Genomic DNA, 19,543 nt, shown 5'->3' on the forward strand with positions numbered 1-19,543 from the left:
TTTTGCCAAACCTAAATAAGGTTTGTTAACGAATGGTTAACGCGGCTATTCCTGCTTGTCTATGAGCAATAGATAGTAGCCGCGAACAAAGTTCAACGGTTTACGACTTGTAACCGTCGGCGGAATTCAAATATGAAAAACGATTGTTGTCCATGCGCATTATCCAGGATGCACGTGCAACTGTACGTAAGTGTCGAAACATGCAAATGGCTAAATTAACAGGCATTTATCCCGCCATTTAACCATGATTCGCCGCCGGCCTGCGCTCGGCCCCTTTACCTGCCCGCTGCTGGCGATAAACCCTTGCCCTTTCGGCAGTGTGGCCGGACGACGGAGTGGTGGATGATCAGGTGGGTGGTGGTAGGGTTGATGTTGGGGATGAACGTGACGGAGGGGAAGGCGCAGGAGGCGGCGTCGATTCCGCTCGCGCGAGTGTTCGCCAGCCCGGCGATCGACGGCCCGGCGCCGCGTGCCGTGAAGCTGTCCCCCGACGGCAAATACCTAACCCTGCTGCGTAACCGCGACACCGATCGCGAGCGCTTCGACCTGTGGGCGATGGACACCGCCACCGGCCAGTGGCGGATGCTCGTCGATTCCAAGTCGCTCGGCTCGGGTGCCGAATTGTCCGAGGCCGAGAAGATGCAGCGCGAGCGCGCGCGGATCGGCGGCACCAAAGGCATTATCAGCTATGACTGGTCGCCCGACGGCAAGACAATCCTCGTCCCCCTCGACGGCGAACTGTTCCGCGCCCGGCTGACCGGCGACGTGGAGAAGCTGCCTGCCGCCGCCGGCCCGAAGCTGAACCCGGGCCTCAGCCCGGCCGGCAAATACGCCAGCTACCTGCAGGATCAGAATCTGGTGGTGATGGACCTGGCCACCGGCAAGGCCGTCCGCATCACCCCGGACGGCGCCGGTACGGTCCATTGGGGCGAAGCCGAGTTCGTGGCGCAGGAGGAAATGGCGCGCAGCGACGGCTATTGGTGGTCCCCCGACGACGCCTATCTGGCCGTCGAGCGCTTCGACGAAGCGCCGGTGGGCATCGTCACTCGGGCCGCGATCGGCGCCGAAGGCACCAGCATCGTCCAGCAGCGTTATCCCAAGGCGGGCACGGCCAACGCGCTAGTCGAACTCTATGTGCTCGATCCGGCCGGCCAGAAGCGCGTGAAGGTGGACCTGGGCAGCGATCCCGACATCTATCTCGCCCGCGTCGACTGGGCACCGGACGGCAAGACGCTGTTCGTCCAGCGGGAGAATCGCGCGCAGACGCAGCTCGATCTGCTCGCCATCGACCCCAAGACCGGTGCATCGCGCGTGCTGTTCAGCGAGAAGGCAGCGCCGAAGAGCTGGGTCAACCTGTCCTATGCTTTCAAGCCGCTCGACGACGGTAGCCTGATCTGGTGGTCCGAGCGCGACGGCCATGGGCATCTGTATCGCTGGCAGGAAGGCCGCTTCACCCAGCTCACCAAGGGCCCGTGGGAAGTTGCCGCCGACGGCATCAGCGTCGATCAGAAGCGCGGCCGGATCTATTTCCAGGGCAACAAGGACGATCCGCTGGAGCGGCACCTCTATCGGGTCGACTATCGCAAGCCCGGCACCATCACGCGGCTTACCGAGCGCGGCTGGTGGAACACCGCCAGCATGGACGCGAGCGGCACCCGCGCGATCGTCAGCCGGTCCAATCCGAACCAGCCGCGCCAAGTGTACCTCGCCGACGCGGAGGGCAAGCGGATCGCCTGGGTGCAGGAAAATGCGGTGAGCGATCCCAAGCACCCCTATCATCCCTATCTGGCCGCGCATCGCACACGCAGCTTCGGAACCATCAAGGGCCCGGACGGAACCGACCTGCATTGGGAGATGATCACGCCCAAGCTGGAGCCGGGCAAACGCTATCCGGTGTTCTTCCAGCATTATGGCGGCCCGCATGCGCAGACGGTGAGCCGCGCCTGGGGCGGGACGCTGCAGCAATATCTGGTGCAGCACGGCTATATCTGGTTCCAGATCGACAATCGTGGGTCGGCCAATCGCGGCGTCGCGTTTGAAAGCGCGATCTGGCAGGCGATGGGATCGGTGGAGGTGCAGGACCAGCTGGCCGGCGCCGCCTATCTCAAGACGCTGGCATTCGTCGATCCGAAGCGGATCGCCACTTATGGCTGGTCCTATGGCGGCTATATGACGCTGAAGATGCTGCAGGCGGCGCCCGGCACCTTCGCGGCCGGTATTTCCGGCGCGCCGGTGACCAAATGGGAATTGTACGACACCCATTATACCGAGCGCTATATGGGCGATCCGCGAAAGGTGCCCCAGGCCTATGCGATGTCGGGCACGATCGCCGATGCCGCGAAGATCGCCGATCCGCTGTTGATGATCCACGGCATGTCCGACGACAATGTCGTGCTGGAAAACGGCACCGCCATGTATGCTGCGCTGCAGGCCAAGGACGTGCCGTTCGAAATGATGCTCTATCCCGGCCAGACCCATAAGGTTGGCGGACCCGGGATCAGCGAGCATCTGTGGCACACGATCCTGGGCTTTCTGGATCGGAAGATGGGTCAGCAATAACCCGCCTGCTGGCAGTCAAGCGGGCCGCATCGGTATCAGAGATGCGGCCCGTCGCTTGTTGTTCCAAGAACAATTGGTCTCGGTTACGTAATATTGCTAGGGCCAGTTCGCCGACGGTGTTTCAACCCCTCTCTATAATGCTTGGGATTGCGTGCCTTGACGTGCGCGCGTTGCAATCGGGAGTGGTTGGGCCATGCGGGTTTTCGTAGACTTGAAAATCCAGTTCAAAATCATGTTGATGCTGTCCGTTCTTGCAATCGCCACGATCGGCATGGGCTGGTACGGGTCGCGCGTTTCGAACACGATCGACACGCAGTATTCGCAACTGGTCGACGTGACGATGCCGGATACGGCGAAGCTGGTGCGGGTGAACCGCCTGGTCAACACCATGATGTATGCCTCCTACCGCACGCTGGCCTATGACGGGCGATCCGCCAAAGCAAAGCAGGCTGCGAAAGAGGAGGCTGACGCCTATAAGCAGGCGATCGACTATCTCGGCGAAGTCATGGCGACGGAAAAGGCGAGCATCTCGGAACTGACGCCGATCAAGGCCATGTTGGAAGGCATCCACGACCGCCTCCTGCCGGGGATCGAAGCGGGCCTTCAGAACGACAACGAGCGGGCCAAGGTGATACTGGCTGAAGCCGACGCGATGGGCCTCGAGTTCACGAAGAAGCTGCGCGACTATAACGATCGTCGCACCGCCGGCGCCACCAAGCTTTCGAACAGCCTGAGCGCTACGGCGGCTTCTTCCGGGTGGACGCAGATCATTATTGCGCTGATCGCGGTGGCAGTGAGCATGGGCGGCGCGATCTTCGTCGCTCGCACCCAGATCAGCGGTCCGCTGGAGCGACTGCAATCGGCGATGCGCGCGCTGGCCAGCGGCAACAACGGCGTCGACGTGCCCGGCACCGAGCGCGGCGACGAAGTGGGGGGCATGGCCAAGTCCGTCCTGGTGTTCAAGGACGCGGCGATCGCCCAGGCTGCCGCCAACGAAGCGAAGCTCGCCGGCGAGGCCGCGCAGAAGCTCGTCGTCGAAACGCTGGAAAGCCATCTCGCCAAGCTGGCCGACGGCGACCTGACCGCGACGATCGATTCGCGCTTCAGCGCGGAATATGAAGGGCTGAAGCTGAACTTCAACGCCGCCATCAACGGCCTGCGCGATCTGATCGCGGCGGTGATGGACAGCGCCGAGACGATCTCGACCGGATCGGCTGAAATCGCCCAGGCGAGCGAAGACTTGGCCCGGCGCACCGAAGGCGCCGCGGCGAGCCTGGAAGAAACCTCCGCCGCTGTCAGCCAGATGGATCAGCGGATCAAGGCGACCGCCGCCGCCTCCACCAAGACGGTGGAACGCGCGACCGGTGCGATCGGCGTGGTCGATTCGGGCCGCAGCGTCGCCGACGAGGCGATGCAGGCGATGACTCGCGTTTCCGAAAGCGCCAAAGGCATCGACAATGTGATCGAGGGCCTCGACAAGATCGCGTTCCAGACGCGGGTTCTGGCGATGAACGCCGCCGTCGAGGCGGGCCGTGCCGGCGAAGCTGGCCGCGGCTTCGCAGTGGTCGCCGATCTCGTCTCCGCCCTGGCGATGCGCGCCGAGGAAGAGGCCGGCCGCGCCCGCGACCAGCTGACCGCAACGCAGACCGACATCAACGCCGCCGTCGACATGGTGCGCCGGGTGGATAGCGCACTGGGCGCGATCGTCGGCGACGTGAACGAAGTGCATTCGCTGCTGGAAACGATGGCGACGGACAACCAAGTCCAGGCATCGGCGGTGACGCAGGTGGCGACGGCGGTGAACAGCATCGATCAGACGACGCAGCAGAATGCGGCGATGGTGGAGCAGACCTCGGCCGCCGCCCGCAACCTGAGCAGCGAAGTCGCGGCCTTGAGCGAGCAGGCGCTGAAGTTCAACACCGGCGATCGTGGCGGCCGCAAGCCCGCAAGGTCGCGCGTGCATGCCATGCCGGTCCGTTCGACACCGGCGCATTCGGCCAGCGTTTCCACCGTGCGCCAGACCGGTGCCGAAGTGGAGGAATGGGCAAGCTTCTGATCGGCGGGCGTACGCCAGGCACGCTGGAGTAACAGGGAGGGGAGGGCAGTCGTCTCGGGCGATTGCGCTCCCCTTTTCGTTTCCATCGGTTCAGTACGGCAAGGGCCGGGGCAGCGAGCCTCGGCCCTTGCCATATCGGCCCGCTTCGAGCCACGCGCTGACCTGTATCAAATTTCATAAAAGGGGCTCGCGGAGCAGCATTGTTTCTGCTACCGGCCGTCCGATGCTTCGAAAACGCGCCTTTCTTACGCGAATTACACCGCGCCCGTAACGGGCGCGATAGCTGCGCTTGGGCAGCGAAGCAGCGGAATGCGCGTGCATTCCACCTTTCTCTCACACTAATGGCACCCTGCGCCGCGTTCGTCGGCGGTTGGAAGGAAGAGGTATATTCATGGGCTACCGTGTCGTCGTCGCAGGCGCCACCGGCAATGTCGGTCGCGAAATGCTGAACATCCTGGCCGAGCGGGAATTCCCGATCGACGAACTCGCCGTGCTGGCGTCGTCGCGCTCGACCGGCGACATGGTCGATTTCGGCGAGACCGGGAAACAGTACAAGGTCCAGAATATCGAGCATTTCGATCCGACCGGCTGGGACATGGCGCTGTTCGCCATCGGATCGGAAGGTAGCGCCGTCTACGCGCCGAAGTTCGCCGCCGCGGGCTGCACGGTGATCGACAATGCCTCGTTGTACCGTATGGACCCGGACGTGCCGCTGATCGTGCCGGAAGTGAACCCGGAGGCCATCGACGGCTACAAGGCGCGCAACATCATCGCCAATCCGAACTGCTCGACCGCACAGATGGTGGTCGCGCTGAAGCCGCTGCACGACAAGGCGACGATCAAGCGCGTGGTGGTCGCGACTTATCAGTCGGTTTCCGGCGCGGGCAAGGCGGGCATGGACGAGCTGTTCAACCAGAGCCGCGCGATCTTCGTCGGCGACCAGGTGGAAGCCGCCAAGTTCACCAAGCAGATCGCGTTCAACGTGATCCCGCATATCGACAGCTTCCTGGACGACGGTTCGACCAAGGAAGAGTGGAAGATGGTCGCCGAGACCAAGAAGATCCTGGATCCGAAGATCAAGGTGACGGCCACCTGCGTGCGCGTGCCCGTGTTCGTCGGCCATTCCGAGGCGATCAACCTGGAATTCGAAGACGAGATCTCGGCCGAGGAAGCGCAGAACATCCTGCGCGAGGCGCCGGGCATCATGCTGGTCGATAAGCGTGAAAATGGCGGCTACGTCACCCCGATCGAGTGCGTGGGCGAATATGCCACCTATGTAAGCCGGGTGCGCGAGGATCCCACCGTGGACAGCGGCCTTTCGCTGTGGTGCGTCTCCGACAATCTGCGCAAGGGCGCGGCGCTGAACGCGGTGCAGATCGCCGAGCTGCTCGGCCGGCGCCATTTGAAAAAGGCCTGAATGCACAAACGGGGCGCCGCGCGGATCCGCGACGCCCCGTTGCCTGTTGCGCCGGCGGGCGCGTTCAGAAGCTGGCCCAGTCGTCCGCGCTGGCCAGCGCTTCCGCCGGGAGCGCCCGGGTACGGGCCACCGGAGCGCCCGTGGTGCGTGCGGCCGGCAGGGCCGGGCGCTTGATCGGCCCGGCGCCGGCGCCGGTGCGGAAGGTGCCGGCATGGGCATCGAGCCGGGCGACCTGATCGGTGAGCTGGCGGGCGGCGGCGGAGGTTTCTTCCACCATCGCCGCATTCTGCTGCGTCGCGCGGTCCATGTCGCCGATCGCCGAGCTGATCTCGCGGATCGCGGCGGATTGCGCCTGGTTGTCGGCCGCCATGCCGCCGAGCAGCACATGCACTTCGTCCACCGTGTCGACGATATTGGCGAGCGCCTGATCGACGCGCTCCACCGCGCCGCGGGCAACCTCCACTTCCGATTGGGTGACGGTGAGCTGATCGCGGGCCCGCTTGGCTTCCTCCTCGGCGCGCATCGCCAGGGCGGAGACGAGATCGGCGACCACGGCGAAACCGCGGCCCGCTTCGCCGGCGCGACCAGCCTCGACTGCGGCGTTCATGGCCAGGACGCGCGTCTGGAAGGCGATCTTGTCGAGGCCTTCGATCACGCTGTCGATGCCCTTGGCGCTGTCGGACACGCGGCTCATCGCCTGCACCGCCTCGTCGGCGACCGAACGGCCGGAGCCGACGACGCCGATCGCCTGGTCGGCGCGCTCGACGGTGCGGCTGGCGGCGGCCGCGGTGGCGTCGATCCGCTGGTTCATCTGGGTGATTGCGGCGGCGGTCTGCTCCAGGCTCGCGGCATTGGCCTCGGTGCGGCGGGCGAGATCCTCGGACGCGCTGGCGATTTCGTGCGAGCCGGTGCGGATCGATCCGGTGCTTTCGACGACCGATCCGATCAGCTCGCGCAGGCTTTCGACGGCCGAGCGGAAATGGGTGGCGAGCTTGGCATAATCGGTGGGGAAGTCGGAGCCGACGTCTGCGGTGAGGTCGCCGCCGGCGATGCGGGACAGCGCATCGCCCAACGCCGTCATCGCCTTGTCGCGCGCGGCTTCGGCGTCGCGGTCGCGGCCTTCGCTTTCGCGACGGGCCATTTCGATGGTGCGGAAATGCTGAAGCGCCTGACCGATGGCACCGATCTCGTCAGTGGCGGCGTGGGCCGGGATCTGCGCGTCGACCTTGCCCGAGGCGAGCGCGCGCATCGCACTCGTCATCTGCGCAAGCGGCGCGAACATGCGGCGGCCGGCCAGCCAGGCGCCGCCCGCGACCAGCAGGGTGATCAGGGCGGCCGAAAGCGCCATCGTCCAGCGCGCGCTGCCGATCTGGCCCATCACGTCGCTTTCGGGAATGCCGACATACAGGATGCCGATCGTCTTGCCCGAAGCGTCCTTGATGGGATCATAGCCGGTGAAGAAGGCCTTGCCGAGGATATTGGCCGAGCCGCGATAGGGCTGACCCTTTTCCAGCACGGTTTCGTAGGCAGCGTTGCGGTCCAGCCGGGTGCCGACGGCGCGGCTGCCATCGGGCTTGGTGACGTTGGTGGCGACGCGGACATCGCCGCGGAAGATAGTGGCGGTGCCGCCGACCAGGCGCTTCACTTCGTCGACCGGCGCGTCGGCGTCGTTGAGCTTGTGGCTGCCCACATAGAGGTCGTCGCCTTCCAGCCGGAATTCGGTGCCGTAGCGATGGAGCACGCTCCAGGCGACGCGCATGTTCACTTCCTGCCGCTCGGCCGCGGTGCGCGCGGCCTGGCCGGTCAGCGCATGATCCGCCACGAAGAAGGACGCTATCGCGAGAAAGAGCATGCCCCCGACGGCGAGAAATGTGGTCTTAGAGGCGAGTGGAAGGTTGTTGAGGCGCTGCAGCATGTTGATCCCGTCACAATGACCGCGCGGCGACTCCTGCGCCTTCAATGCGGTGATCTCCGACTTCATTATAGTGGGTCAGCCAGGGGCGGCGTGCGTTGGGACGAGGATTTCGAGAGGAGGCGGAAGGATGCGCGAGGAAGTTGCCGGCGGATGCCAATGCGGACGGGTCCGCTATCGGGTGTGGATCGACGATGACGACGCCTATCTTTGCCATTGCCGCATGTGCCAGCGCGCAACCGGCGGCGTTTCGATCGCGTTCAAGGGCGTCGCCAAGGCCGATGTCACCTGGGAAAACGAGCCCGATCGCTATCGCTCGTCGCCGATCGCCGAGCGGGGCTTCTGCCGGACATGCGGGACGCCGCTGACTTTCGAATTCCTCGGCGGCGAGACTATGGACCTGACGATCGGCAGCTTCGACGCGCCGGGACGTTTCCAGCCGCGCCACAACTACGCGGTGGAGAGCATGCACGAACAGTGGCTCGACACGACCGCGCTGCCCCGATACCGCACCGAAGACAACCCGAACGTCGTCAAACGATGGATGGACAGCATTGGCCGATTACCCGACTGAAACGCACCGCTTCACCAGCTTCGACGGCGTCGAGCTCGCCTGGACCGAGATGGGGGAGGGGCGGCCGGTGGTGCTGATCCACGGCTATTTCTCCAATGCGGAGATCAACTGGATCAAATACGGCCACGCCGCCAAGCTCGCCGCGCGCGGCCGGCGCGTCATCATGCCGGACCTGCGCGCGCATGGCGCCAGCGCCAAGCCGCACGACCCCGCTGCCTATCCGCCCGACGTGCTGATGCGCGACGGCTTTGCGCTGATCGCGCATCTGGGCCTGACCGCCTATGATCTGGGCGGCTATTCGCTTGGCGCGCGCACGGTGGTGCGGATGCTGGCCAACGGCGCGACGCCAGACAAGGTGGCGCTTTCCGGCATGGGGCTGGACGGGCTGGTCGCCACCCGCGGGCGGGGAGCGTATTTCCACCGGGTGCTTACCAATCTGGGCAGCTTCACCCGCGGCAGTTCCGAATGGCTGACCGAGGCGTTCCTGAAGACCACCAAGGGCGATCCGGTGGCGCTGCTGCGCATCCTCGACACCTTTGTCGATACGCCGCGTGACGAGATCGCCGCGATCGCGCAGCCTACCGTGGTGATCGCGGGTGCCGAGGATTACGATAACGGTTCCGCGCAGGAAGTGGCGGAACTGTTGCTGTATGGCCACTTTGTTGAGATTCCGGGCAATCACATGAGCGCGGTCACCCGACCGGAGCTGGGCGACGCGCTGGTCGAGTTCCTCGCTGGTTGACGGGAGAGGGGAAGGCGCGGCAGGGTCGCGCCTTTCTTAGACCCGGGGACTTAGCACCATGATCCGTACCGGCCTTTCGCTTGCGGCGCTCGCCGTGATGCTCGCCGCGCCCGCCCAGTCGCAGACCAGCACGACGCCCGCCGCGCCGACCTCTGCCGATGCGGCCGCGTTCCTCGAGCGTGCGCAGCAGGAATATACCGCGTTCAATCTTACGGCCTCGCGCGTCGCCTGGATCAACGCCACCTACATCACCGACGACACCGACGCGCTCGCCGCGGATTACGGCGCCAGGGGCACCGAAATGGCGGTGCGCTTTGCGCTCGACGCAGCGCGGCTGCAGAAGGCGCAGGGGCTCTCGCCCGAGCAGCAGCGCCAGCTGACCATGCTCCGCGCCGCGCTGGTGCTGCCGGCGCCGACCACGCCGGGCGCCGCGCAAGCGCTGAGCGATCTCTCCACCAAGCTCGGTTCTTTCTATGCCAAGGGCAAGGGCACGCGTGGCGGCAAGCCGATCAACGGCAGCGACATCGAAGCCGCGATGGGCGACAGCCGCGATCCCAATGAGCTCAAGGAGATGTGGGTCAGCTGGCACGACAATGTCGGCGCGCCGATGCGCGGCGACTATGCCAAGCTGATCGGCATCGCGAACCAGGGCTCGAAGGAATTGGGCTTTGCCGACACCGGCGCGCTGTGGCGCTCGGGCTATGACATGCCGCCGGCCGAATTCGCCGCGATGACCGACAAGCTGTGGAACGAAGTGAAGCCACTCTATGTCGCGCTCCACACCTATGTCCGCCGCAAGCTCAACGAAAAGTACGGGGACGCGGTGCAGGCCAAGACCGGCCCGATCCGCGCCGATCTGCTCGGCAACATGTGGGCGCAGGAGTGGGGCAACATCTACGACGTGGTCGCGCCGAAGGGCGCCGGCGACCTCGGCTATGACGTGGGCGACCTGCTCAAGGCCAAGAATTACGACTGGAAGAAGATGGTCCAGACCGGCGAGGGCTTCTATTCCTCGCTCGGCTTCGCGGCGCTGCCGGGCACCTTCTGGGAGCGCTCGCTGTTCCTCAAGCCCGCCGATCGCGAAGTGCTGTGCCACGCCTCGGCCTGGGACATCGACGAGAAGGACGATATCCGCATCAAGATGTGCATCAAGGTGAATGCGGACGATTTCGTCACGATTCACCATGAGCTGGGCCACAATTACTATCAGCGCGCTTACCAGGCGCAGCCCGCGCTCTACCGCAACGGCGCCAATGACGGCTTCCATGAGGCGATCGGCGATTTCGTCGCGCTCTCGATCACGCCCGAATATCTGGTCCAGATCGGCCTGCTCGATCGCGCCCAGGTGCCGAGCGCCGACAAGGATATCGGTCTGCTGCTCCGCCAGGCGATGGACAAGGTGGCGTTTCTGCCGTTCGGCCTGCTGGTCGACAAGTATCGCTGGCAGGTGTTCGACGGCACCATCCCCGCCAACCAGTATGAGGCAGGCTGGAACAAACTGCGCCTCCAATATCAGGGCATCGTGCCGCCGGTGGCGCGCGACGAGAGCAAGTTCGACGCGGGCGCCAAATATCACGTGGCGGGCAGCGTGCCGTACACGCGCTACTTCCTGGCGCGGCTGCTCCAGTTCCAGTTCTACAAGGCGGCGTGCGACCAGTCGGGCTGGAAGGGCCCGCTGCATCGCTGCAGCTTCTACGGCAACAAGGAAGTGGGCGCGCGGCTGAACAAGATGCTCGAGATGGGCGCCTCCAAGCCCTGGCCGGATGCGCTGCAGACCTTCACCGGCAGCCGCGAGATCTCGGGCAAGGCGATGGTCGAGTATTTCGCGCCACTCAAGAAGTGGCTGGACGAACAGAACAAGGGCCAGCCGCAGGGATGGTGATGGCGTGGGACTTTCTTCTCCGGTTCGTGCACATGTGCAGCGAAGCGGAGGAGAAGTTCATGCCCACCAGGCGATTTCTACTGGCGTTGGCGCTCGTGTCGGCGGCACCGGCTTTCGCCCGTTCCGACAGCTCTGGCCGCGCGGCAGTTCCGGGAATTGCCGGTACTGCTGGCATCGATGTGAAGCTCGGCCGTGTAACCATGACACTGCGATATCTAGGGGAAGGCAAGACCGAGGCGGAAGCGAAGAAGGCGCTCGCAACCAAGCTGGAGAAGTTGCTGCAGGTACTGAAAGAAGAGGGCATTGATCCCGCGGCGATCAGAGATCTGACGCCCCAAGAATCCGAAAGCTTGTTCGCCAATGTCATCGAGACGATCGAGGCTGAAGATGTTGAAAGCAGTGCGGCCGAGGCAAGCGAGCCGAACTTTGTGTTTTCAAGCATCAAGAAGCTTAGTGTCGCGACCGTCGATCAGGCTAACGCGGTACAGGCGAAGCTAGCGGAGCTGGACGTGAAGACTGACGAGATCACTACCGAGCCGGATGCAGCGTAGACCGACACTTTTTGAAGGCGCTCCCAGCGTCGTCTCTCCTGGAGCCAATAGGATCCGCAGTCTCGCGTGCTGATTATAGCTCCGCGTCCTCATCCGGGATCATGTTCTCGTCGGCGATCTCGGCATTCCATTCGGCCGAGCTGTCGGTGCCGTCGGGCTGATGGGCATGGCCCTGCTCGCGGTCCGGTGCTTCGCGTGTGGGTTCGGGGTTGGGCATGACACTCTCCTGTCGCGAGAGAACGCACCGCCCAGCCCCGATATCCCAGCCGATCAGCGGAACGGCGGTTCGTTGAACGCCCGCAGCTTGCGGCTATGCAGCTTGGCGCCTTCGCGGCGCAGTTCCTCGCAGGCTTCGATTCCGATCTTCAGATGCTCGGCGATGGCGCGCTCGTAGAAGCGGTTCGCCTGGCCCGGCAGCTTGAGTTCGCCGTGCAGCGGCTTGTCCGACACGCAGAGCAGCGTGCCATAGGGCACGCGGAAGCGGTAGCCCTGGGCCGCGAGCGTCGCCGATTCCATGTCGACGCCCACCGCGCGGCTGAGCGAGAAGCGTAGCGCGGTGGTGGAATAGCGCAGTTCCCAGTTGCGATCGTCGGTGGTGACGATCGTGCCCGTGCGCAGCCGCTGCTTGAGTTCGTCTTCCGACTGGCCCGACACGGTCTCCGCCGCGCGGGCGAGCGCCTGCTGCACTTCGGCGATCGCGGGAATCGGGATTTCCGGCGGCAGCACATCGTCCATGATGTGATCGTCGCGCAGATAGGCGTGGGCGAGCACATAGTCGCCGATCCGCTGGCTGGGGCGCAGGCCGCCGCAATGGCCGATCATCAGCCACGCTTCGGGCCGGATCACGGCGAGGTGATCGGTGATCGTCTTCGCGTTGGACGGGCCGACGCCGATATTGACCAGCGTGATGCCGGTACGCCCCGGGGCCATCAGGTGATAGGCGGGCATCTGATGCCGCCGCCATGCGCCGTCGCTGACCAGCCGGTCGGCGTCCGCAGCATCCTCGATCACGATCCCGCCCGCGCCCGACACGCCGGTGAATCGGCTGTCCGGTCCCAGCTGCGCGCAGGCCCAGCGGACGAATTCGTCAACATAGCGGTGATAGTTGGTGAACAGAATGTACTGCTGGAAATGCTCGACCGGCGTGCCGGTATAGTGCTTCAGCCGGGCAAGCGAGAAGTCGGTGCGCAGCGCATCGAACAGCGCGAGCGGCCGCGTTTCGTCCTGGCTGATCCACAGGCCGTCAGCGATCTCGTCGCCGATGTGCGACAGCTCGGTCGCCGGAAAATGGCGGCCGAGCTCGGTTGCCGAGACGTCGTCCAGGCTCAGGATGGTGTTCGGATCGAGCACATAGGGAAAGGGGATTTCCTGGCGCCCGGTGACGGCGTGCACCTCGACGTCATAGTCCTCGATCAGGAAGGTAAGCTGTTCGGTGAGGTAATCGGCGAACATCGCCGGCCGGGTGACGGTGATGCGATAGTCGCCCGCCTCGACCAGACGGCCGAACGAGCGGCGCGGGATCGGCCGGTTCAGGCCACCGCGATAGGTGACGCGCAGCTCGGGATAGGCGAAGCTGCCGTCGGTCCGCGTCTCGGGATCCGGCGTGGTGCCATCGGTGATGTAGCGATTGAGCGCCTGCTGCAGCCGTTCGACCGAGGCGCGATAGAGCCGATCGAGGTCGGCGACGATATCGGAGGCTTGAGTCATCTTCCATCGCTAAGCGCGGAAGATGACTCTGGCAAGTCGGGGCGGGAAACGGCACGGGATTGGCGGCATTATCCTCCATCCGGCGTCACTTGCCACCCCGCCGTCACGGGGATGACGATGGAGGGGAAGCGGCGCCCTCGCTCGCCCGGGATCAGAGCTTGCTCAGCACATACTCCGCCGAGCTGACCTCGAACGCCCCCGGCGCCTCGACGAACAGCTGCTCGACGACACCGTCATTGACGATCATCGCGAAGCGCTGACCGCGCGTGCCGAGGCCGAAGGCCGAGCCGTCCATGGTGAGGTCTAGCGCCTTGGCAAAGGCGCCGTTGCCATCGGCGAGCATCGTCACCTTGTCGGCGACGCCGTTCGCCTCGCCCCACGCCTTCATCACGAAAAAGTCATTGACCGCGGTGCAGGCGATCTCGTCGACGCCCTTGGCCTTGATCTCGTCCGCCTTGTTCACGAATCCCGGCAGGTGCTTGGCCGAGCAGGTGGGCGTGAACGCACCGGGCACCGAGAACAGCGCGACCTTGCGGCCGGCGAAATAGGCAGGGGCTTCGACCTGGTCCGGCCCTTCGGCGGTGACCTTGACGAGCGTGGCGTTCGGAATGCGATCGCCGGTCTGAATCGTCATGCTGTTCTCTCCTTGCGCGAATCTCGCGGCCGGCACCGGATGTGCGGCCGCAGCCTCCTTCGCATGGCGCGAAACAAATTCAAGCTTGGCCCGTAGAACGGGCGAACACTATGTTGGGGATCATGGATTCGGCGCCTTCACTCACCGGGCAGTTCCTGCTCGCCATGCCTGGAATCGGCGATCCGCGCTTCGAACGCGCGGTGATCGCAATGTGCGCGCATGACGGCGAAGGGGCGTTGGGCATCGGCATCGGTGCGACGATTGAGGGGCTGAGCCTGCACGATTTGCTCGAGCAGTTCGAGATCGATCCGGGTGACGCGCCCGATGTGCCCGTGCATTTCGGCGGCCCGGTGGAGCCGCGGCGTGGCTTCGTGCTCCATTCGTCCGACTGGAGTGGTCAGGATACGATCGATGTAGCCGGGCGCTGGCAGCTTTCGGGCACGATCGACGTGTTGCGCGCGATCGCCGAGGGGCGGGGACCAAGCCGCTGGCTGGTCGCGCTCGGCTATGCCGGCTGGGGCGAAGGGCAGCTCGAAGCGGAACTCACCCGGCATGGCTGGTTCAACACGCCGGCTGACACGGCGCTGCTCTACGACACCGACGTGTACGAGCGCTGGGCAGAGGGTTTCGTCGGCGCGGGAATCGATCCGCGGCTGCTCACCGGAAGCTCGGGCACCGCCTGATCGGCATATAAAGATATCTTTATATTAACGTTGCGCGGCTATCCGGAAGCGAGTAGGGCGCACCCATGCGACCGGATGGATTCCCGGTGCGCCTAGACTTTGCTTGAAGTGGAGAAGCAGCCCGTGGCTACCAACGACTATGTCATCAAGGACATCGCGCTCGCCGATTTCGGTCGCGCCGAAATCAATATCGCCGAGACGGAGATGCCCGGCCTGATGGCGCTGCGTGAGGAATTCGGCGCTGCGCAGCCGCTGAAGGGCGCGCGCATCACCGGTTCGCTGCACATGACGATCCAGACCGCGGTGCTGATCGAGACGCTGACCGCGCTCGGCGCGCAGGTCCGCTGGGCGACCTGCAACATCTTCTCGACGCAGGACCACGCCGCCGCCGCCATCGCCGCCACCGGCGTGCCGGTGTTCGCGGTGAAGGGCGAGAGCCTGGCCGAATATTGGGACTATGTCGGCGACATCTTCAACTGGGGCGCCGATGGTGACGGCACCACCGCCAACATCATCCTCGACGATGGCGGCGACGCGACGATGTTCGCGCTGTGGGGCGCCAAGATCGAGGCCGGCGCGACGCTGCCCGAGCCGGAAAACGACGAGGAAGTCGAATTCCAGCGCGCGCTCAAGGCGTTCGTCGCCAAATATCCGGGCTATCTCACCAAGACCGTCCAGAACCTGAAGGGCGTTTCGGAAGAGACCACTACCGGCGTGCACCGCCTGTACGAGATCGCCAAGAAGGGCGAACTGCCGTTCCCGGCGATCAACGTCAACGACAGCGTCACCAAGTCGAAGTTCGACAACCTCTATGGCTGCAAGGAATCGCTGGTCGACGCGATCCGTCGCGCCACCGACGTGATGCTGGCCGGCAAGGTCGCGTGCGTCGCGGGCTTCGGCGATGTGGGCAAGGGCTCGGCCCAGTCGCTCCGCAACGGCGGCGCCCGCGTGATGGTCACCGAAATCGATCCGATCTGCGCGCTGCAGGCGGCGATGGAGGGCTTTGAAGTCGTGACGATGGAAGAGGCGGTGAAGCGCGCCGACATCTTCGTTACCGCGACCGGCAACGCCGACGTGATCACCGCCGATCACATGAAGGCGATGAAGCCGATGTCGATCGTCTGCAACATCGGCCACTTCGACAGCGAGATCCAGATCGCCGCGCTGTCGAACTACAAGTGGACCGAAGTGAAGCCGGGCACCGACCTGGTGGAATTCCCGGACGGCAAGCAGATCATCGTGCTCGCCAAGGGACGCCTGGTGAACCTGGGCTGCGCCACCGGCCACCCCAGCTTCGTGATGTCGGCCAGCTTCACCAACCAGACGCTGGCGCAGATCGAGCTGTGGACCCGCGGCGACCAGTACAAGAACGAAGTCTATGTGCTGCCGAAGCACCTGGACGAGAAGGTTGCGGCGCTGCACCTGGAGAAGCTGGGCGTGCAGCTGTCCAAGCTGAGCGAGAAGCAGGCTTCGTACATCGGCGTGCCGGTCGAAGGCCCGTTCAAGCCCGAGCATTATCGCTACTGATCGATCGCTTCACAGCGGCGCAGAGAGAAGGCCGTCCCGCCCGGGGCGGCCTTTTTCTTTGTATACGAACGAGATGACAGGTGTAGCGCAACTGCAACACTCGGTGAGAAACGGGTGCAGTGTGTCCACGCGCCACCAAAACCGCGGATCCGGTGCAACGCCGGAAACATGTTAGCAACGCCGGCAATAGTCCAGACGTGCCCATAGGGTGCAGCACGGCCAGACGAAATTTACCGTACACAAAGGGGTCTTCGTATGCGTTCCCACGCTCCTGGTCGTTTCCGCGCCTTGCGCTTCACCGCTTCCGCCGCCGTTCTGGCCTTCGCCTATGTTGCCGCGCCGGCGATGGCGCAGACGACCGACGCCCAGCCGGACAGCGCTGCCGCAGCGCAGGAGCCCAGCGAGATCGTTGTAACCGGTTCGCGCATCGCGCGCCCGGAGTTTGACACGGTCCAGCCTACCCAGGTGGTGGGCGCGGCGCAGATCGAATCGCGCGGCTACACCAATGTCGGCCAGGCGCTGCGCGAACTTCCGGCGTTCGGTCCGCCGGGCAACAGTTCGGTCGGCGCGCAGTCTTCGTTCGGCCCCTCGCAAACTTTCGTCGACTTTTTCGGTCTCGGCACCCAGCGCACGCTGGTACTGGTGAACGGTCGGCGCTTCGTTTCGTCCAACACCGCCAGCATCTTTGGTCCGGTCAATCCCGGCACGCAGGTCGATCTGAACAACATCCCGACGACGCTGGTGCAGCGCATCGAGACCGTCGCGGTGGGCGGCGCGCCGATCTATGGATCGGACGCCATCGCGGGTACCGTCAACGTGATCCTGAAGAAGGATTATGAGGGCCTCGAAATCGGCGGCCAGTATGGCATCTCCGCCCGCGGCGACGCGCCCGAGGCGCGGCTGAACGTCCTCGCCGGCAAGAATTTCGCCGAAGGCCGAGGCAACATCGTGCTGTCCGGCGAATATAACCACACCAATGGCCTTGTCGCGAGCGACCGCGAGATCACGGCACGCGGCAACTTCTTCGGAACGCCGCCGGCGTCGGCGAATTCGCAGTTCGCGCGCGTGCTTTATCCGCAGCAGCGCTATTCCGCGTTCACCATCGGTGGCGTGCCCTTCTCCGACGACGATTTTTCGGTGCAGCGCGCCGGCATCCGGAATGCGGCGGGCCAGTATCTCCAGTTCGGTCAGAATGGTACGCTGGTGCCGCTCGACCTGGGCAACGCGCTGCGCCAGGGCTATATCAGCAGCGGCGGCAACGGTTTCGACCTGCCCGCGCAGAGCAACCTGCTGACCAGCTCGGAGCGCTATATCGCCTCCGCGCAGCTCAACTATGCGTTCAGCGACAGCATCCGCTTCTTCGGCGAGGGCTGGTACACGCACACCAAGGGCGTGAATCTGATCGACCAGCCGAACTACAATACCGGTCTGTTCGACGCCGCCGGCACCCCCGACGGCAACCTGATCATCTCGCTGGACAACCCGTATCTGAACGCGGCCGATCGTGCGACGATCGCCGCAAACCTGCCGGCCGGCCAGAACGAATTCTATGTCGGCCGCGCGCTGAGCGATCTCACCACCGGGCGGGCGGAGGCTCGCATCGAGACCTACCGCTTCGTCGGTGGCCTTGCGGGCGACCTGGGCTTCGGCTCGCGTACGTTCAACTGGGAAGCATCGGTCAACTATGGCCGGTCGCAGACCCGCGGCCGCAATTTCGAGCTGGACAACCAGAACTTCGCCAACGCGCTCGACGCGGTGCGCGATGCGAGCGGCAACATCACCTGCCGGCCGGGCGTGGTGAACTCCACCGCAGACACGATCAGCAAGACCTGCGCGCCGCTCAACGTGCTCGGCATCGGCCAAGCCAGCCAGGCAGCACGCGACTATATCTTCGCGATCGCCCGCCCGGTTTCGACCAACAAACAGCTGGTGTTCAACGCCAACATCACCGGCGCCGTGGCCACCCTGTTCGGCAATGACGTGAGCATTTCGGCCGGTTACGAGCATCGCCGGGAAAAGACGGCCTTCGATCCCGGCAGCTTCTATTACGGCCAGGACAATGGCGACGGCACGCGCACGCAATATGGCCGGAGCATCCCGATCGATCCGGTCAGCGGCCGCTTCCACACCAATGAAGGCTTTGGCGAGCTCGTCATTCCGTTCGTCACGTCCCGGAACGGCATCGGCTGGCTGAACACCGTCGAGTTCGACGGTGCCGCCCGCTATGTCGACAACTCGCTGTCGGGCGGCGACTGGGCGTGGACGGCCGGCGGCCGGCTCGGCTTCATCCCGGACTTCACCTTCCGCGGCAACTATACCCGTTCGATCCGTTCGCCCGCGATCACCGAGGCGTTCAACCCGACGTCGCGCGCGTTCGACAGCGGGCGCGATCCATGCGACCTCAACAACTACACCAGCGGCCCGAACCCGGCCGTGCGGGAGGCGAATTGCCGCGCAGCAGGCATCAACCCGACCACCTTTGTCTCCAACTACAGCAACTTCACCGTGCCGGTTACCATTTCGGGCAATCCGGGCCTGCGCAACGAAGTCGCGAACAGCTGGACCGTGGGTGCGATCGTGCAGCCGCGCTTCGCCAAGAGCCTGACGATCGCGGTCGACTGGATCGACATCAAGCTGCGGAACGCGATCGTTTCGCTCGGCGGCGACGATATCCTGAACGCCTGCTATGATTCGTCGAGCTATCCGAACAGCTTCTGCGGCCTCGTCACGCGGGACGCCGGCGGGCAGATCACCGCGATCGAGGAAGGCTATTACAACGCCTCTGCCTATGAGACTGCTGGTCTGACGGTAACCGCTGCCTATCGCCTGCCGCTGTCGCGGATCGGCGTTTCCAGCAGCGGCGTCGCCGGCCTGTCGGTGAATTACTTCTATCGTGACAAGCTGGAACAGCGCGTCGGTCTTGGCGACGTCAACGGACTGGCGGGCGAGATCGGCTATCCGCGCCATTCGGGCACGGCGAACCTGACGTACGAGAGCGACCGGTTCAACGCGCTGGTGCAGGCCCAGTATACCGGCAAGGGCGCGTACGACGTCGACGAGGCGCCGAATGCCCGCAACATCATGGGTGTCGGCGACTGGTGGATGATCAATGCGACGCTGGGCGTCCGCGTGAACCAGCAGTTCGGACTGAAGCTGATCGTCGACAATGTGTTCGACGTGCAGCCGCCCTATCCGGCGCCTGCCGGCAGCGCGACCGCGACGACCAGCTACTTCTCCGGCATTCTGGGCCGCTATGCCCGGATCGCGGCGAACGTTCGGTTCTGAGCGTCGTTCTTCCT

General features: G+C 64.6%; 14 protein-coding genes. 10 read left to right on the forward strand and 4 right to left on the reverse strand.

Annotated features, from left to right (window positions below):
* Positions 1-342: 342 nt before the first annotated feature.
* The 3 genes from B215_RS0102800 (at position 343) to B215_RS0102810 (ending at position 6,032) form a co-directional block, all read left to right on the forward strand.
* On the forward strand, positions 343-2,559 hold the full coding sequence (locus tag B215_RS0102800; RefSeq protein WP_026008875.1) for a S9 family peptidase: 2,217 nt from the start codon (positions 343-345) through the stop codon (positions 2,557-2,559).
* A 238-nt stretch (positions 2,560-2,797) separates the two neighbouring features.
* Positions 2,798-4,615: a methyl-accepting chemotaxis protein gene (locus tag B215_RS0102805; RefSeq protein WP_237718452.1), complete on the forward strand. Its 1,818-nt coding sequence runs from the start codon at positions 2,798-2,800 to the stop codon at positions 4,613-4,615.
* 391 nt (positions 4,616-5,006) lie between these two features.
* On the forward strand, positions 5,007-6,032 hold the full coding sequence (locus B215_RS0102810) for an aspartate-semialdehyde dehydrogenase (protein ID WP_019368113.1): 1,026 nt from the start codon (positions 5,007-5,009) through the stop codon (positions 6,030-6,032).
* Between the two features lie 64 nt (positions 6,033-6,096).
* Here the strand turns inward: B215_RS0102810 and B215_RS0102815 are convergent, their stop codons facing one another.
* The gene (locus B215_RS0102815) at positions 6,097-8,013 is read right to left on the reverse strand and encodes a methyl-accepting chemotaxis protein (RefSeq protein WP_019368114.1); all 1,917 of its coding nucleotides are present in this window, start codon (positions 8,011-8,013) and stop codon (positions 6,097-6,099) included.
* A 61-nt stretch (positions 8,014-8,074) separates the two neighbouring features.
* Here B215_RS0102815 and B215_RS0102820 point away from each other — a divergent pair, with 61 nt between their 5' ends.
* From B215_RS0102820 to B215_RS0102835, 4 genes are read left to right on the forward strand one after another with little or no spacing between them, the layout of a single operon-like run.
* Positions 8,075-8,518, forward strand: a complete 444-nt coding sequence (locus B215_RS0102820; RefSeq protein WP_019368115.1) for a GFA family protein — start codon at positions 8,075-8,077, stop codon at positions 8,516-8,518.
* Positions 8,499-9,260 carry an alpha/beta fold hydrolase gene (locus B215_RS0102825; protein WP_019368116.1) on the forward strand — a complete coding sequence of 254 codons (762 nt, stop codon included), beginning with the start codon at positions 8,499-8,501 and terminating at the stop codon, positions 9,258-9,260. The genes B215_RS0102820 and B215_RS0102825 overlap by 20 nt, the downstream gene beginning before the upstream one ends.
* A gap of 58 nt (positions 9,261-9,318) precedes the next feature.
* Entirely contained in the window at positions 9,319-11,142 is a 1,824-nt protein-coding gene (locus tag B215_RS0102830) for a M2 family metallopeptidase (protein WP_019368117.1), read from the forward strand.
* On the forward strand, positions 11,142-11,693 hold the full coding sequence (locus tag B215_RS0102835; protein WP_019368118.1) for an SIMPL domain-containing protein: 552 nt from the start codon (positions 11,142-11,144) through the stop codon (positions 11,691-11,693). The genes B215_RS0102830 and B215_RS0102835 overlap by 1 nt, the downstream gene beginning before the upstream one ends.
* Positions 11,694-11,766: 73 nt before the next feature.
* Here the strand turns inward: B215_RS0102835 and B215_RS21170 are convergent, their stop codons facing one another.
* The 3 genes from B215_RS21170 to B215_RS0102850 all read right to left on the reverse strand — a co-directional run bounded on the left by B215_RS21170 (position 11,767) and on the right by B215_RS0102850 (position 14,034).
* On the reverse strand, positions 11,767-11,910 hold the full coding sequence (locus tag B215_RS21170) for a hypothetical protein (protein ID WP_019368119.1): 144 nt from the start codon (positions 11,908-11,910) through the stop codon (positions 11,767-11,769).
* A gap of 53 nt (positions 11,911-11,963) precedes the next feature.
* Entirely contained in the window at positions 11,964-13,400 is a 1,437-nt protein-coding gene (locus B215_RS0102845; protein WP_019368120.1) for an AMP nucleosidase, read from the reverse strand.
* A 151-nt stretch (positions 13,401-13,551) separates the two neighbouring features.
* A complete protein-coding gene (locus tag B215_RS0102850; protein WP_019368121.1) occupies positions 13,552-14,034 on the reverse strand; it encodes a peroxiredoxin in 483 nt (160 codons plus the stop codon).
* 122 nt (positions 14,035-14,156) lie between these two features.
* Between B215_RS0102850 and B215_RS0102855 the strand changes: the two genes are divergently transcribed.
* From B215_RS0102855 to B215_RS0102865, 3 genes are all read left to right on the forward strand, one after another.
* Positions 14,157-14,717 (forward strand): YqgE/AlgH family protein, encoded by a 561-nt coding sequence (locus B215_RS0102855; protein ID WP_026008877.1) that lies wholly within the window; start codon positions 14,157-14,159, stop codon positions 14,715-14,717.
* Positions 14,718-14,825: 108 nt separating this feature from the next.
* Positions 14,826-16,244: an adenosylhomocysteinase gene (gene ahcY / locus B215_RS0102860; protein WP_019368123.1), complete on the forward strand. Its 1,419-nt coding sequence runs from the start codon at positions 14,826-14,828 to the stop codon at positions 16,242-16,244.
* A gap of 255 nt (positions 16,245-16,499) precedes the next feature.
* On the forward strand, positions 16,500-19,529 hold the full coding sequence (locus B215_RS0102865) for a TonB-dependent receptor domain-containing protein (RefSeq protein ID WP_026008878.1): 3,030 nt from the start codon (positions 16,500-16,502) through the stop codon (positions 19,527-19,529).
* The last annotated feature ends 14 nt before the right edge of the window (positions 19,530-19,543 follow it).

This window comes from Sphingomonas sp. ATCC 31555, assembly GCF_000282895.1.
Classification (GTDB): Bacteria; Pseudomonadota; Alphaproteobacteria; order Sphingomonadales; family Sphingomonadaceae; genus Sphingomonas.

Bases quoted from the DNA above. Each gene is read 5' to 3' on its own strand.
- B215_RS0102865 (WP_026008878.1), top strand. From the start codon at position 16,500: ATGCGTTCCCACGCTCCTGGTCGTTTCCGCGCCTTGCGCTTCACCGCT.
- B215_RS0102805 (WP_237718452.1), top strand. From the start codon at position 2,798: ATGCTGTCCGTTCTTGCAATCGCCACGATCGGCATGGGCTGGTACGGG.
- B215_RS0102855 (WP_026008877.1), top strand. From the start codon at position 14,157: ATGGATTCGGCGCCTTCACTCACCGGGCAGTTCCTGCTCGCCATGCCT.
- B215_RS0102835 (WP_019368118.1), top strand. From the start codon at position 11,142: ATGGCGTGGGACTTTCTTCTCCGGTTCGTGCACATGTGCAGCGAAGCG.
- B215_RS0102815 (WP_019368114.1), bottom strand. From the start codon at position 8,013: ATGAAGTCGGAGATCACCGCATTGAAGGCGCAGGAGTCGCCGCGCGGT.
- B215_RS0102850 (WP_019368121.1), bottom strand. From the start codon at position 14,034: ATGACGATTCAGACCGGCGATCGCATTCCGAACGCCACGCTCGTCAAG.
- B215_RS0102845 (WP_019368120.1), bottom strand. From the start codon at position 13,400: ATGACTCAAGCCTCCGATATCGTCGCCGACCTCGATCGGCTCTATCGC.
- B215_RS0102830 (WP_019368117.1), top strand. From the start codon at position 9,319: ATGATCCGTACCGGCCTTTCGCTTGCGGCGCTCGCCGTGATGCTCGCC.
- B215_RS0102800 (WP_026008875.1), top strand. From the start codon at position 343: ATGATCAGGTGGGTGGTGGTAGGGTTGATGTTGGGGATGAACGTGACG.
- B215_RS0102810 (WP_019368113.1), top strand. From the start codon at position 5,007: ATGGGCTACCGTGTCGTCGTCGCAGGCGCCACCGGCAATGTCGGTCGC.
- B215_RS0102820 (WP_019368115.1), top strand. From the start codon at position 8,075: ATGCGCGAGGAAGTTGCCGGCGGATGCCAATGCGGACGGGTCCGCTAT.
- B215_RS21170 (WP_019368119.1), bottom strand. From the start codon at position 11,910: ATGCCCAACCCCGAACCCACACGCGAAGCACCGGACCGCGAGCAGGGC.